13 protein-coding genes are annotated in these 13,803 nt (G+C 73.8%); 8 read left to right on the top strand and 5 right to left on the bottom strand.

Translation table 11 applies throughout. The annotated features are described in order from the left end of the window. Positions 1-33 precede the first annotated feature (33 nt). The 3 genes from FYW95_RS07040 (at position 34) to FYW95_RS07030 (ending at position 2,309) form a co-directional block, all read left to right on the top strand. Positions 34-840, top strand: coding sequence for a DeoR/GlpR family DNA-binding transcription regulator (locus FYW95_RS07040; RefSeq protein ID WP_159942015.1), 807 nt, complete (start codon positions 34-36; stop codon positions 838-840). 109 nt (positions 841-949) lie between these two features. Further along, positions 950-1,771 (top strand): polyprenol monophosphomannose synthase, encoded by an 822-nt coding sequence (locus FYW95_RS07035; protein ID WP_159942016.1) that lies wholly within the window; start codon positions 950-952, stop codon positions 1,769-1,771. Between the two features lie 109 nt (positions 1,772-1,880). Then, positions 1,881-2,309: a hypothetical protein gene (locus tag FYW95_RS07030; protein WP_159942017.1), complete on the top strand. Its 429-nt coding sequence runs from the start codon at positions 1,881-1,883 to the stop codon at positions 2,307-2,309. A gap of 80 nt (positions 2,310-2,389) precedes the next feature. On the opposite strand, the gene FYW95_RS07025 is transcribed toward FYW95_RS07030, so the two are convergent. From FYW95_RS07025 to FYW95_RS07015, 3 genes are all read right to left on the bottom strand, one after another. After that, the gene (locus FYW95_RS07025) at positions 2,390-3,946 is read right to left on the bottom strand and encodes an MFS transporter (RefSeq protein ID WP_159942018.1); all 1,557 of its coding nucleotides are present in this window, start codon (positions 3,944-3,946) and stop codon (positions 2,390-2,392) included. A 129-nt stretch (positions 3,947-4,075) separates the two neighbouring features. Further along, positions 4,076-6,781, bottom strand: coding sequence for an ABC transporter permease (locus FYW95_RS07020; RefSeq protein ID WP_159942019.1), 2,706 nt, complete (start codon positions 6,779-6,781; stop codon positions 4,076-4,078). 4 nt (positions 6,782-6,785) lie between these two features. After that, positions 6,786-7,553, bottom strand: coding sequence for an ABC transporter ATP-binding protein (locus FYW95_RS07015; RefSeq protein WP_236567719.1), 768 nt, complete (start codon positions 7,551-7,553; stop codon positions 6,786-6,788). 338 nt (positions 7,554-7,891) lie between these two features. On the opposite strand from FYW95_RS07015, the gene FYW95_RS07010 reads away from it, so the two are divergent. Beyond that, complete coding sequence (locus FYW95_RS07010; RefSeq protein WP_159942021.1) at positions 7,892-9,178, top strand: sensor histidine kinase; 1,287 nt, start codon at positions 7,892-7,894, stop codon at positions 9,176-9,178. Further along, positions 9,153-9,812, top strand: a complete 660-nt coding sequence (locus tag FYW95_RS07005; RefSeq protein WP_159942022.1) for a response regulator — start codon at positions 9,153-9,155, stop codon at positions 9,810-9,812. Before FYW95_RS07010 ends, FYW95_RS07005 begins: the two co-directional genes overlap by 26 nt. Before the next feature lie 27 nt (positions 9,813-9,839). Here FYW95_RS07005 and FYW95_RS07000 read toward each other — a convergent pair whose 3' ends face one another. Together FYW95_RS07000 and FYW95_RS06995 are read right to left on the bottom strand one after the other, a co-directional pair. Then, the gene (locus tag FYW95_RS07000; RefSeq protein ID WP_160050186.1) at positions 9,840-10,697 is read right to left on the bottom strand and encodes a helix-turn-helix transcriptional regulator; all 858 of its coding nucleotides are present in this window, start codon (positions 10,695-10,697) and stop codon (positions 9,840-9,842) included. Then, a complete protein-coding gene (locus FYW95_RS06995) occupies positions 10,694-11,023 on the bottom strand; it encodes an antibiotic biosynthesis monooxygenase (RefSeq protein WP_159942024.1) in 330 nt (109 codons plus the stop codon). Before FYW95_RS06995 ends, FYW95_RS07000 begins: the two co-directional genes overlap by 4 nt. Before the next feature lie 339 nt (positions 11,024-11,362). Between FYW95_RS06995 and FYW95_RS06990 the strand changes: the two genes are divergently transcribed. The 3 genes from FYW95_RS06990 (at position 11,363) to FYW95_RS06980 (ending at position 13,802) form a co-directional block, all read left to right on the top strand. After that, a complete protein-coding gene (locus FYW95_RS06990) occupies positions 11,363-12,067 on the top strand; it encodes a beta-ketoacyl-ACP reductase (RefSeq protein ID WP_159942025.1) in 705 nt (234 codons plus the stop codon). Positions 12,068-12,137: 70 nt separating this feature from the next. After that, positions 12,138-12,902, top strand: coding sequence for an enoyl-ACP reductase FabI (gene fabI / locus FYW95_RS06985; RefSeq protein ID WP_160050185.1), 765 nt, complete (start codon positions 12,138-12,140; stop codon positions 12,900-12,902). A 141-nt stretch (positions 12,903-13,043) separates the two neighbouring features. Next, a complete protein-coding gene (locus FYW95_RS06980; RefSeq protein ID WP_159942027.1) occupies positions 13,044-13,802 on the top strand; it encodes an SDR family NAD(P)-dependent oxidoreductase in 759 nt (252 codons plus the stop codon). Position 13,803: the final 1 nt, after the last annotated feature.

The raw sequence follows: 13,803 nt of genomic DNA, 5'->3' as shown, positions 1-13,803 counted from the left end.
TGTCCGCTGGTAGAGCACGGAGAGTGGGTCGCCTTGACCGAAGAGAGCCGTCCGGCCTTCGCCGCCGAGCGCAGGGAGCGCATCCTCGAACTCGTGCGCGCCAACGGCACCATGTCCCTGCGCGACATCGCCGTCAAGGTCCGCGCCTCCGAGGTCACCGTCCGCCGCGACGTGCGCGCCCTGGAGGCCGAGGGGCTCGTCGACCGACGCCGCGGCGGGGTCGCCCTCCCCGGACGCATCGGGCACGAGCAGAGCTACTCCGGCAAGAGCGGCCAGTGCGCCGCGGAGAAGGCCGCCATCGCCGTGGCCGCGGCCCGCCTGGTGCGCCCCGGCGACGCGGTCACCGTCGGCCCGGGCAGCACCACCGAGGCCTTCGCCCGCGAACTCCTGCACCGCACCGACCTGACCGTGGTCACCAACTCCCTGCGCGTGGCCGACGTCCTGGCCTCGGCCACCGGGGTCGAGGTCGTCATGACCGGCGGCACCGTGCACGGGCCCGCCCGGGCGCTGGTGGGGGCCGCCGCGGAGCAGAGTTTGGCCGGGCTGCGGGTCAACCGGGCCTTCCTCTCCGGCAACGGGGTCAGCGCCGACCGCGGTCTGAGCACCCCCAACCCGGCCGTGGCCAGCGTGGACCGCGCCCTGGCAGCCTGCGCCGAGGAGACCATCGTCCTGGCCGACCACACCAAGATCGGCGCCGACACCATGGTTCCCACCGCGGCCCCCGAGGAGATCGCCCACCTGGTCACCGACAGCAGCGCCGATCCCGAGGTGCTCATGACGCTGGAGGAGACCGGCGCCCTGGTCCACGTCGTCGTGGCCGCCGACGAGCGGGGGCAGTGAGGGGGCCTTCGGGGAACATTCCTTCCCAAACGGACGCGGGGAGCGCGTACCCTACCGTTCACGTCCCTTCCACGGTCGCCGAGCCGACCCCACCCAGGAGCCGCCGCGCATGCCCTCCCAGCCGACGCCCCCCAGCCCGTCCTCCGAGCCCGTGCGCGTCACCCCCGCACCCGTGGCGCTCCCCGAGCCCTGGGCGGACTCCCGGATCACGGTCGTCGTGCCCACCTACGACGAGGCGGAGAACCTGCCCGTGCTGGTGGGCCAGCTCATGGCCCTGGACCTGCCGCGGCTGCGGGTCGTGGTCGTGGACGACAACTCCCCGGACGGCACCGGCGAGGTCGCCGACAAGCTCGCCGTGGACTTCCCCGGCCGGGTGGGCGTCATCCACCGCACCCGCAAGGACGGCCTGGGCCGCGCCTACGTCGCGGGCATGACCCGCGCACTGGCCGAGGGCGCCGACTTCGTGGCGCAGATGGACGCCGACCTCAGCCACCCGGTGGGCTACGTCCCCCAGCTGCTCGGCACCCTGCGCTCCACCAACGCGGGAGTGGTGATCGGCAGCCGCTACGTGCCCGGCGGCAGCCTGTCCGAGCAGTGGGGCCTGAGCCGCCGCCTGCTCAGCGGCTGGGCCAACGCCTACGTCAAGACGGTGCTGTCCATGCCCGTGCGCGACGTCACCGCGGGCTTCAAGGTCTGGCGGGCCCCGGCCCTGGAGGTCCTGGACCTGGCCAGCATCGAGAGCACCGGCTACGCCTTCCAGGTGGAGATGCACTACCGGGCCTACCGGCGCGGCCAGAAGCTGGTGGAGGTGCCCATCCACTTCGAGGACCGTGTCGTGGGCCAGAGCAAGCTCGACGGGGCCGTGGCCCTGGAGGCCGCCCTGCGCCCCCTGCGCCTGCGCCGCGCCGAGCGGACCCACCGCCGTCGCTGACCCCGTCCCTCCTCGCCTTCGGTGTCCTCCCGCATACATACGTGCGGTGGTTTGGGGCATCGGACCTAGTGAGGGAAGGGGGGAGACAGTGACTGAGGAACCCTATGACGTGGATACCGACATGGGGGACGACCCCGAGCTGAGCAAGGACAAGGCCAGGGAGCGCCGGATCGAGGCCGACTACGACATCCAGGAGTACGACTTCCTGGATCCCGAGACCCAGGGGACCGACAGCTCGGGTCCCCGGGGGATCGACGAGGGGGTCCGCTCCGAGCGCAGCGACCTGTACCCGCGCGAGAACTGGGGAGGCGAGACCCGCGGCGCGGAGCAGGCGGCCGTCCACGAGGTCGACGACGGGTCCGTGCCCGACACCGGGGAGGGCGCCGCCGTCCGGGACGAGCACCCCGACCGGCCCTACGCCCATCCGGCGGACACGCCCCACGGGAGCCGCGAGGACGAACGCGACCGGACCACCGACACGGCCGGTTACGTTCCCGACGCCGAGGACCCGCGGGACACCGGTGCCCCGGAACCCTGATCCGCCGGCGCCCGCCGCCCGTTGACCGGCCCGCCGGGGCCGCCCGCGCGTGGCGGCGGCTCCGGCGGGCCGTTCCGTGCTCAGGCGCGCGGGTCCGCGCCTCCGGAGCGCTCCGACCCGGCGGTGGACCCCGGGCAGTGGCACATCGGCGGTTCGCACACCCCGCAGAACCGGGCGGGCGGCTCCTCCGGGGCCTCGTCCCCGTGCGGCATCCGCCCGTGCGGCAGCAGCAGGGCGCACAACCCGGCCAGCACGCACAACCCGGCCAGCATCAGCATCGCCGGGCCGAACCCCTGCACGAGGGCGACCGGATCCCCCTCGGAACCGGTGCCCTCACCGCCGCTCCCGCCGATCCCCGCGAGCACCGGGACCGCGGCCACCCCGATCAGCTGGGCGCCGCGCGCGAAGGTGTTGTTCACCCCCGAGGCCAGCCCCGCGTGCCGCTCCGGCGCCGAGGCCAGCACTGTCGCGGTCAGCGGCGCCACCGTCGCGGCCAGCCCCAGCGCCACCAGCAGCACCCCCGGCAGCACGCTCGTCAGGTAGGGCGTCTCGGGTCCCAGACGCGACAACAGCACGAGACCCGCCGCCAGCAGCAGGGGGCCCGCCACCAGCTGCGGCCTCGGGCCGATCCGCGCCGCGAGCCTGCCCGAGCGCGCCGACAGCGCCAGCATCAGCAGGGTGATCGGCAGGGAGGCCGCGCCCGCCGCGACGGGCGAGTACCCGCCCACCTCCTGCAGGTAGATCACCAGGAGGAACAGCAGCGGCCCCAGGGAACCGTAGATCAGCACCGTCGCGGCGTTGGTGACGCTGAAGGCCGTGGAGGAGAAGATGCCCAGCGGCAGCATCGGCTCCCGGCGGCGCGCCTCCACCAGGAGGAACGCGGCCAGCGAGGCCGCGCCCAGCACCGCGCCGGTCCACACGGCCGGGGTGGCCCCCGCGGCGCCCCACTGGATCAGCGCGTAGGTCGTTCCGCCCAGCGCCACCACGCCCAGCAGGGCCCCGGGGTAGTCCAGCCGGGCCGCCGCCCCGGTGTCGCGTGACTCCGGCACCGCGAACCAGGCGATCGCCAGCACAGCCGCGGCCAGGGGCAGGTTGATGAGGAAGATCAGCCGCCAGTCGCCGACCTGCACCAGCCAACCGCCCACGAACGGTCCCACCGCCGAGGCCACCCCGGTCAGCCCGGACCAGGCGCCGATCGCCCGCGCCCGGTCCTCCTCGCGAAAGCCCGCCTGGAGGATCGCCAGGCTCCCCGGGGTGAGCAGCGCCCCGCCCACGCCCTGGGCCACGCGCCCGGCCACCAGCCACCCCAGGGTCGGCGCGAACGTGCACAGCGCCGAGGCCAGCGCGAACATCGCCACCCCGGCCGTGAACAGGCGCACCCGGCCGAACCGGTCCGAGAGCGAGCCGCTGAGCAGGATCAGCGCCGAGAGCGTCACCATGTAGCCGTTGACGATCCACTGCAGTCCGGACAGCCCCGTTCCCAGGTCGTCCCGGATGGCGGGCAGCGCCACCGTGACCACGGTCGAGTCCAGGAACGCCATCCCCGAACCGAGTACCGTGGCCGTGAGCGTCCAGCGGGCCGTGGGCGTACCCCAGGCCACGCCGCCAGCCGGGACCGAAGCGGATTTCCTCACCATGAGCCTCCGGACCCCACGGTAGGCCGCCGGTCCCCGGTCCGGGTGAAGGCTCGCAGTACACCAGCCGAACGCCGCGCGCCCGGCCCCGCCGGAGCGGCGGGACCGGACGCGCGGGCCCTGTCCCGGAGGTCACTCGCTGGCCAGCGCCCCCGTGATCGAGGTGGCCGCGGCCCGGCGCGCGGGCAGCACCGCCGCCAGCAGTCCGGCCACCACGGCCAGGGCGATGAACAGCGCGATCTGCCCGACCGGGACGGAGAAGACCATGTCCGGCAGGGTCGCGTCCCCGGCCGCCCAGCCGAACACCACGCCCAGCACGATGCCGATACCGGCGCCGATCAGGCACAGCAGGACGGCCTCCATGCTGAGCATCCGCCGCAGCTGCCCCCGGGCCAGACCCAGCGCGCGCAGCAGCGCGGACTCACGGGTGCGCTCCAGCACCGACAGCGCCATGGTGTTGGAGATGCCGAACACCGCGATGATGATCGCCAGGCCCAGCATGGCGGCGATGGTGTAGAAGGCGATGTCCATCATCTCGTTGAACTGGTTCTTGATCTCGGCCACCGACATGACCTGCAGGGTGGGGTGGTCGTCGACCGCGGTGTAGACGGCCTCGCGCACCTCGGCGGCGTCGGCGCCCTCGGCGGCGCGCACGAAGAGCGCCTCGTCCCCGTCGGCCTCGGGGAAGGCCTCGGTGAAGTCCTCCTCGTCGACGGTCACCCCGCTCAGGTTCTGCATGTCCTCCACGACCGCGACGATCTCCAGGGACAGCTCCTGCCCGTCCCCGAGCGGGATGGTGAGGGTGTCACCGACCCCGGCGCCGTCGGCGTACCCCTCGGCCACCGCGGCGCGGCCCGGACCGACCTCGGTCAGGTCCCCCTCCACGAGGTCGCTGGTGATGTCGACGCCGATCTCGGCCCCGGAGTAGGTGTAGACGGGGTAGAGCAGGGCGCCGTCCTCGTCCTGCACGTACCGGCTACGGAAGCCGATCACCGCATCCAGGACGGACCGGCTCTCCAGGTCCGCGCGGACCTCGTCCGGAAGGGCGGGCTGCCGCGGCGGACCCGGCGCTGCGGCGGCCTCCGCCTCGGGTTCGTCCGCGGAGCCGTCGGAGCTTTCCGAGGGCGCGTCCCCGGCCTCCTCCGGCGCCGGTTCTCCCTCGGCGGGCGCCTCCTCCGCGCCGTCCGCCTCCTCTCCGGTCCCACCGCCGGTGCCGTTCCCGTCCATGGCGAGCTGCGAGGAGATCTCGTAGTCCACCGGGAACTCCTCCTCCAGCATCCGGGTCATGGTCGACTCCACGGAGGCGCTGACCACGGAGTACCCGGTGATGAGCGTGGCGCCCACGGTCAGGGCGATCATGGCGGTCGCCGCGCGGCGCGGGCTGCGGACGGAGTTGTCCACCGCCAGCATGCTCGGCACGCCCATCCTGCGCAGGGGCACGCCGACCACGCGCACGATGCCGCGCACCAGCAGCGGGCCCAGGACCACCACGCCCACGAACGCCACCAGTGCCGCACCGGTCACGACGACCGGCCCCATCTGGGTGGGCCCCGAAACCTGGGTCAGGGTCACCAGCGCGGCCGAGACCGCGAAGGCCAACAGGCCGAGGACGACCCGCACCCAGCCGGTGCCCTTCTCCAGACCGGCCGCGGTGGCGCTGGTGCGCAGCGCCGCCAGCGGCGACACCCGGGTGGCCCGTGTGGCCGGGACCAGGGCCGAGGCCACCGTCACGACGGTGCCGACGGCCAGCCCGACCAGGATCGCCGGGGGCGCGATCACCACGGCCACCGACGAGCCCGTCCCCAGGAGGGGACCGCCGAAGGCGGCACCGGCCATGCCGATGCCCACACCGGCCAGCACGCCCAGGGCGGAGGCGACCAGGCCCACGACCGCCGACTCGGCCAGCACCGACCGGAAGACCTGGCCGCGCCGGGCGCCCACGCACCGCAGCAGGGCCAGTTCGCGCTGGCGCTGGGCGATGAGGATGGCGAAGGTGTTGTAGATGACGATCCCGGCGACGAACATCGCGATGAAGGCGAAGAGCAGCAGCGCGATACGCAGCATCTCGGTGTTGCCGCCGGAGTTCTCGGCCATCTCCAGACCGAAGGCCTCACCGGTCCGCACCTCGGCGCCGTCGCCCAGCTCCGCCGCCACGGCCTCGGCCGCCTCCTCGTCGGTGCGGCCCTCGGCGGCGAGCACGTCGATCTCCGCGTAGTCGCTGACACCGGTCATCTCCCGTGCCGTGGCGCGGTCGAAGACGAGGGCCCCCGTGTAGCTGTAGTTGGGGTCCACACCGAAGTTGACCAGGCCCGTGACGGTGAACTCGCGTTTGTCCTCCTCGGGGTCGAGCACGGTCACCGTGTCGCCGACGGCGAAGCCGTTCTGCTCGGCGGTGGAGGTGGCCAGGGCGATCTCGTCGCCGCCGGAGGGCAGCGCGCCCTCGTCCGCGGAGAACCGGCTGACCTCGCCCAGGGCCAGGGCGGCGGGCGGCGCGAAACCGGAGGCGCGGCCCTCGGAGTCCAGGAGCACGGCCTGGCCCCGCAGGGTCCCGCCCGCCTCGGCCACCTCGGGCAGCTCCCGGACCCGGTCGAGCTGTTCGTCGGTGAAGGGGACCGGGTCCTCGGGTTCGGCCGCGCTTCCGGGCTCCTTCCCGGCGGGCACGGCGATGGCGTCGACGCTGGTGGCCGACCCCATGACGGACTTCTCGTAGCTGGCCTCCAGGGTGTCGGCGAAGACCATGGTCCCCGAGACGAACATGACCCCGAGCAGGATGGCCAGCACGGTGGTGACGTACCGGGAGCGGTGCAGCCGCAGCCCGGCGAGTGTGGTGCGCAGCATGCCCCTAGCCCTCTTCCAGCTTCAGCAGACGGGCGGAGACCAGTTCGGCGGTGGGCTCGGCGACCTCGTCCACGAGGCGGCCGTCGCGCAGGAAGACCACGCGGTCGGCGTAGGAGGCGGCGACGGGGTCGTGGGTGACCATGACGACGGTCTGGTTGAGGTCGCGCGCCGAGTCGCGCAGGAACCGCAGCACCTCGGTGCCCGAGCGCGAGTCCAGGTTTCCGGTGGGCTCGTCGGCGTAGACCACCTCGGGGGCGTTGAGCAGGGCGCGGGCCACGGCCACGCGCTGCTGCTGGCCGCCGGAGAGCTTGGCGGGCAGGTGGTGGAGCCGGTCGCGCAGGCCCACCACGTCGATGATGTGGTCGAACCGAGCCTTGTCGATCCCGCGCCGGGCGATCTGCGAGGGCAGCAGGATGTTCTGCTCGGCGGTGAGCATGGGCAGCAGGTTGAACGACTGGAAGATGAACCCGATCCGGTCGCGGCGCAGCAGCGTCAGCTCCGCGTCGCGCAGTCCCGTGATCTGGGTGCGGCCCAGGTGCACGGTCCCGGAGGTGGGCACGTCCAGCCCGGCCAGGCAGTGCATCAGGGTGGACTTGCCCGAACCGGAGGGACCCATGATGGCGGTGAAGGCGCCCCGGTGGAACTCCACGTCCACTCCGGCCAGGGCGTGCACCTGGCTGTCGCCGGTGTCGTAGGTCTTGGTGAGGCCGCGGGCGACCACCACCGGCGGCGGGGCGACCGCGGGGTTGGGCTTCACAGGGGACTCGGTCACGGCAGACAGCTCCATGCGGATGGGAAGACGGTGGGTACGCGCCGGGCGGGTCCGGGCCTCGGCACCCCACCACGCTAGGGGCGGGCATGCCTCCGGAACCTCCGCCCCGGGGCCGATTTCCGGGACGGACGAAGGGACGGACGGGCACGGGGTTCGCGACTCCTTCGTCGGGCCGGGCACCGACTTTCGTCGGGGGCGGTCTTCTCACCCCGCGTGACGGACACGCCGGAAACCCCCGTTGGAGTGCGAAGACGCGTGCATCGCCGTCCCGTCCGGCAAGGGTGCGGCCGCGCGCCCGTGACGGGGGACACCGCGGCCCCGGCCGTAGACTCCGCTCCATGAGGAGCTGGGTGGACGCCCGGGGCAGAGCCTTCGGCGCCCTGTGGAGCAGGAACCGGGACTGGTGGTGGAGCCGCCGCCTGGTCATCGCCGACGCCCTGTACGCCGTCCTGCCGCTGCCCTTCAGCCTGCTGGTGCAGGTGGCCTCCACCGGCGGCATCGGTGTTCTGGGGCGTCTGCTGGTCCCGCTCCCGGACGCCCTGGGCCTCTTCTCCGTCCCGTTCACCCTGATCATGGGGATGCTCCTCTTCGTCGCCCCCGCGGTCTGGGCCGCGGCGGCGGTGTTCCTGCGGCGGATCCGGCCCCAGTGGCTGCTCGTCACCGGGTTCGCGCTGCTGCTGCTCTACGGCAACTTCGTCCCGGCGGCGATCGCCCTCTACTCCTACGCGCTCTACTTCGGCAACCGGCGCCTGCTGGTGGGCTGGTTCGCCCTGTACGGCCTGGCCATGGTCACCGCATACCAGGCCAACTTCGTGGGCCAGGTGTTCCTCATCGGGATACTGCTGGTCATCCCGATGACCTTCGGCCTGTGGGTGGGCACCCGCCGCCAGCTCATCGACCGGCTCCAGGAGCGGGCCGCGCGCCTGGAGCGGGAGCAGCACATGATGGCCGAACAGGCCATCACCGCCGAGCGCACCCGCATCGCCCGCGAGATGCACGACGTGGTCGCGCACCGGGTCAGCCTCATGGTCCTGCACGCGGGCGGCCTGGAGGTCTCGGCCACCGACCCGCGCACCGTGGAGGCCGCCGGACTCATCCGAACCACCGGCCGCGAGGCGCTGTCGGAGCTGCGCGGCATCCTGGGCGTGCTGCGCGACGACACCGCCGCCGCGCCCACCGCCCCGCAGCCCGTCCTGGCCGACCTGGAACGGCTGGTGGGGGAGTGGCGCGCCGCCGGGATGGAGGTCACCCGGGAGGACACCGGGCAGGGCCCGCCGCTGCCCGCGGGCGTGCAGCGCACCGCCTACCGCATCGTCCAGGAGGGGCTGACCAACGCGGCCAAGCACGCGCCCGGCGCCGCCGTCACCCTGCGCCTGCACCGGAATCCGGGCCGCCTGGAGGTGGAGGTGGCCAACGGCCCCGCCGCCGCGCCGGTCCCGCCGATGCCCCGCAGCGGGTTCGGGCTGACCGGGCTGCACGAGCGCGTGGTCCTGGCGGGCGGCGACCTGACCGCCGGTCCCTGCCCCGACGGCGGATGGCGTATGCGCGCTATCTTGCGAACCGACAGTCCCTCCGGCACGGAAGACGAGGCCCCCGACGGTGATCCGCACGCTCCTGGTCGATGACGAACTCCTGGTCAGGTCCGGCCTGCGGATGATCCTGGACGCCGCCCCCGACATCGAGGTGGTGGGGGAGGGCGGCGACGGCGAGGAGGCCGTGCGCCTGGCCCGGGAGCTGGCCCCCGACGTGGTCCTGCTCGACATCCGCATGCCCGGCACCGACGGCATCACCGCCGCCGCCCGGCTCACCGCCCTGCCCGAGCCGCCCCGCGTGGTCCTGCTGACCACCTTCGACCTGGACGAGTACGTGCACGCCGCGCTGCGCACCGGGGCGGTGGGCTTCCTGCTCAAGGACACCCCGCCGCGCGACCTCATCGCCGCCGTGCGCACCGTCCACGAGGGCAACGCCATGCTCGCCCCCAGCGTCACCAAGCGCATGCTCGAACGCTTCGCCTCGCCCGCGCCCGCCGACTCGGCCGCGGGCCGGGCCGAGGCCGAGCGCCGCCTGTCGGTGCTCAGCGAACGCGAGAGCTCCGTCCTGGTGGCGGTGGCCCGGGGCATGTCCAACGCCGAGGCCGGGCGCGCGCTGGGGATGCGCGAGGCCACGGTCAAGGCGCACGTGAGCCGGATCCTGGCCAAGCTGGGCATGTCCAACCGGGTGCAGGCAGCCATCGCCGCCCACGACGCGGGCTGGGTCTGAGCGCCGCGGGACGGGGCGCGCCGCCCCTCACGGGCGCCGCCCGCCTCCGCCGCCGTGCAGCAGGTCGCGCACCGCGGACGGGGTGGAGCCCGTCACCCGGCGCAGCCGTCCGGTGAGGTGGGAGTGGCTGGCATAACCCAGCGAGGTGGCCAGGGACGCGAGGTCGTCGGCTCCCTCCGCGAGGGCCCGCAGCGCGGACGCCACGCGCAACCGCTCGCGGAACCCGTGGAGGGTGACCCCCTGCACCGACCGGAAGACCCGGGCCAGGTGGTAGGGGGAGCAGCCCGCCGCCGCTGCGGCCGCGTCCAACAACCGGGGGATCGGCTCGGCGTGGTGTTCGGCGACGAAGGCGGCGGCGGTGCGGGCCAGGCGGCGGTGGAGAAGGGGCACCCGGCCGCCGGGGTTCCCGTCAGGGCGGGCGCAGGCCCCGAGGACCTCCGCCACCCGGATGAGGGCCGCCTCCCGCACCGCGTCCGGATCGTGGGCGAGGTCGCGTACCGCACGGCGGAACGAGAGCGTCGCGAGCTGTTCCCGGACGCCCAGCGGCAGGCGGCCCGCCTCGAGCGCCCCGGGCCCGGCCGCCTCCTCCCACAGGCCCGGGGCCAGGGCCACCACCAGGCACGTGTCACCGCCGGCGGCGGGATGGCCGAACCGGTAGGGCTCGTCGGGGCGCAGCAGCAGCGCGCTCCCCGGTTCCATGACGTGGGCCGTCCGCCGCACCCGGCAGGAGAACACCCCGCCCGTCGGCAGGACCAGGCGCGACAGGTCGGCGGACTCCTCCCCTCCCAGAGGCGCGCGCGGGGCCGAGCAGAGCACCTCCGTGACCCTCACCCCTCCGGTGTCGGCGAGCGTCGCGAAGCGCAGCGGCGGCCGCGGGGAGCTCACGGCGTGACGGCCGGGGCCGTGCCGATCAGGCCGTAGTGCGCGGACCGCTCGTCGAACCGCGACAGCAGGGCGCGGGCGCGCTCCGGTACCACCGAGGCCTCGGGGTCGCCGCCGGTGAACGCGGCCACGGCCCGCATGTCGTCGAAGGACATGACGGTCAAGAACTCCACCTCGCCCCCCTTCTCCGCGCGGCGCCACGCCTCCAGGCCGCGCAGCCCCGGCAGGTTCCGGGCGGCGATGCCGGGGAGGACCTCGTCGAGCAGCAGGCGTTCGTAGGCGTCCGCGTCGGCGCCGGCGGCCCATCCGTGCCACAACCGTCTGATCATCGTGCCTGTCCTTCCGTTCCACGGATCGCTCCGCACGATCCTGCACCCTCCGCGGGCCGCCGCGCTTCCACGATCCTGCTCGCGTTCCGGGGCGGTCTGCCTCCCTGACGACCTGCGCGGCCCGGGCGCCCGCCGGGCACGGTGACACACATCACTCCTCCGCCCGCCCTTCACCGAGACCCCGCAGGAGGTCCGAAAGCACCCGTGGTCAGGGCGTTGGGGCGGTTCCCCACCTCGGTTGCGTTTACCGCCGGGTAGCTCGGTACGCTGCAATGCGATCCCACCCCCTTGGCAAACGTCGTGGCTGTTCACAGCAGCCGCAGGAGAAGAGGAGCCCCTATGTCGCGCTCGGTACTGGTCACCGGCGGCAACCGCGGAATCGGCCTGGCCATCGCCCGTGAGCTGGCCGCGGGAGGAGACAGCGTCGCGGTGACCTACCGTTCCGGCGAGCCCCCGGAGGGGCTGCTGGGCGTCCGCTGCGACATCACCGACTCCGCCCAGGTCGACGCCGCCTTCAAGGAGGTGGAGGAGGTGCAGGGGCCGGTCGAGGTGCTCGTGGCCAACGCCGGGATCACCAAGGACCAGCTCCTGGCCCTCATGAGCGAGGAGGACTTCTCCTCCGTCCTGGACACCAACCTCACCGGTTCCTTCCGCGTCACCAAGCGCGCGGTGCGCGGCATGATGCGCAAGCGCTCGGGCCGCGTCATCCTCATCTCCTCCGTGGTCGGCCTCCTCGGCTCCGGCGGGCAGGCCAACTACGCCGCGTCCAAGGCCGGGCTGGTCGGCTTCGGCCGCTCCCTGGCCCGCGAGCTCGGTTCACGCAACATCACGGTCAACGTCGTCGCCCCCGGGTTCATCGAGACCGACATGACCGCGGCCCTGCCCGAGGAGCGCCGGGCCGAGATCAGGAAGAGCGTTCCGCTGGGCCGCATCGGCGGCACCGAGGACATCGCCCGCACGGTGTCCTTCCTCGCCGGACCCGGCGGCTCCTACATCACCGGCGCCGTCATCCCGGTTGACGGCGGCCTCGGCATGGGGCACTGACCCCGCCCCTCCCACCTGCCGGGGCGCCTCTCCCCCGGCCACGACCACAGACAGGACGGACACCCGAACCATGGGAATCCTCGAAGGTAAGCGCATCCTCGTCACCGGGGTGCTCACCGACTCCTCCATCGCCTTCCACGTCGCCCGCCTGGCCCAGGAGCAGGGCGCCACGGTCGTCCTCACCGGCTACGGCCGCCTGAGCCTGGTGGAGCGCATCGCCAAGCGCCTGCCCGAGACGCCGCCCGTCCTGGAGCTGGACGTCACCGACGACGAGCAGCTGGGCACGCTGGCCGCGCGCGTGGGCGAGCACGTCGACGGCCTGGACGGCGTCGTGCACTCCATCGGCTTCACCCCGCAGGACGCCCTGGGCGGCAACTTCCTCAACACCGAGTGGTCGGACGTGGCCACGGCCATGCACACCTCCACCTTCTCCCTGAAGTCGCTGACCACCTCCCTCATGCCGCTCATGAAGAACGGCGGCTCGGTGGTGGCCCTGGACTTCGACAACAGCGTCTCCTACCCCATCTACGACTGGATGGGCGTGGCCAAGTCCGCGCTGACCTCCACCGCCCGCTACCTGGCGCGCTACGTCGGCGACCAGAGCATCCGGGTCAACCTGGTCTCGGCCGGGCCGCTGAGCACGATGGCCGCCCGCAGCATCCCCGGCTTCGCCGAGCTGGCCAAGCACTGGCCCGAGCGCGCCCCGCTGGGCTGGGACGTCAGCGACCCCGAGCCCGCCGCGAAGGCGGTCGTGGCGCTGCTCTCGGACTGGTTCCCGGCCACCACCGGCGAGATCGTCCACGTCGACGGCGGTTTCCACTCCACCGGTGCCTGATCCCCGCGCTCCGGTGCGGTAGGTTGACGCGGGCGGGCCGCCCCTGGGCGGCCCGCCCGTTCGCTTGCCGCACGCGGCCGGTGCGGTCCGGGCGCGGCGGGCGGTCGGAGCTGACCGGTGGAGCGCGTCGGAGGGGACGGTATGGATCTGGGACTGTCGGGGGCACGGGTACTCGTGACCGGGGCCAGCAGGGGGATCGGCCGGGCCGTCGCCCAGGTGTTCGCCGAGGAGGGCGCGGACCTGGCGGTCTGCGCGCGCACCCCCGTGCCGCTGGCCGAGGCCGCGGGGGAGCTGAGCTCGACCGGGGTGAGGGTGTTCGCCCGGCCCCTGGACGTGACCGACCACGAGGCGCTGCCCGCCTTCGTCGAGGAGGCCGCCGCCGACCTCGGCGGCCTGGACGTGCTGGTCTCCAACGTCTCCGGGGGCAGCGCGCCCACCCCGGACCAGTGGGAGCGCGGTTTCGCGGCCGACCTGATGCCGTTCGTGCGCCTGACCGAGGCGGCCGAGCCGCATCTGGCCGCCTCCGGGCGCGGGGCGGTGGTGCTGGTCTCCACCACCTCGGCGCTGCACGTCACCCCGCCCGCCGGTCCCCGCTCCTACGGCGCGGTCAAGGCCGCGCTCAACCACCACGCCGCCTCGCTGGCCCGCGCGTGGGCGGGCCGGGGCGTGCGGGTCAACACCGTCTCGCCCGGGCCGATCGAGTTCCCGGGCGGGGGATGGGCGCGCCGCCGCGAGAACGACCCGGAGTTCTACGAGAGCATCCGCGAGCGCATCCCCTACGGCCGTCTGGGGCGCCCGGAGGAGGTCGCCCGCGCCGTGGCCTTCCTGGCCAGCCCGGCCGCCGCCTTCGTCACCGGGCAGAACCTGGTGGTCGACGGAGGTTTCCTGGACCGGGTCTGAG

This window comes from Nocardiopsis sp. FR4, assembly GCF_009830945.1.
Lineage (GTDB): Bacteria > Actinomycetota > Actinomycetes > Streptosporangiales > Streptosporangiaceae > Nocardiopsis.
Note: the sequence above shows the minus strand (reverse complement) of the source record. Positions and strands in the feature narration are given on the sequence as shown.

Excerpts from the sequence above, each read along its gene's own strand:
- FYW95_RS07035 (WP_159942016.1), top strand. The coding sequence starts at position 950 with ATGCCCTCCCAGCCGACGCCCCCCAGCCCGTCCTCCGAGCCCGTGCGC.
- FYW95_RS07025 (WP_159942018.1), bottom strand. The coding sequence starts at position 3,946 with ATGGTGAGGAAATCCGCTTCGGTCCCGGCTGGCGGCGTGGCCTGGGGT.
- FYW95_RS07020 (WP_159942019.1), bottom strand. The coding sequence starts at position 6,781 with ATGCTGCGCACCACACTCGCCGGGCTGCGGCTGCACCGCTCCCGGTAC.
- FYW95_RS07010 (WP_159942021.1), top strand. The coding sequence starts at position 7,892 with ATGAGGAGCTGGGTGGACGCCCGGGGCAGAGCCTTCGGCGCCCTGTGG.
- FYW95_RS06995 (WP_159942024.1), bottom strand. The coding sequence starts at position 11,023 with ATGATCAGACGGTTGTGGCACGGATGGGCCGCCGGCGCCGACGCGGAC.
- FYW95_RS06990 (WP_159942025.1), top strand. The coding sequence starts at position 11,363 with ATGTCGCGCTCGGTACTGGTCACCGGCGGCAACCGCGGAATCGGCCTG.
- fabI (WP_160050185.1), top strand. The coding sequence starts at position 12,138 with ATGGGAATCCTCGAAGGTAAGCGCATCCTCGTCACCGGGGTGCTCACC.
- FYW95_RS06980 (WP_159942027.1), top strand. The coding sequence starts at position 13,044 with ATGGATCTGGGACTGTCGGGGGCACGGGTACTCGTGACCGGGGCCAGC.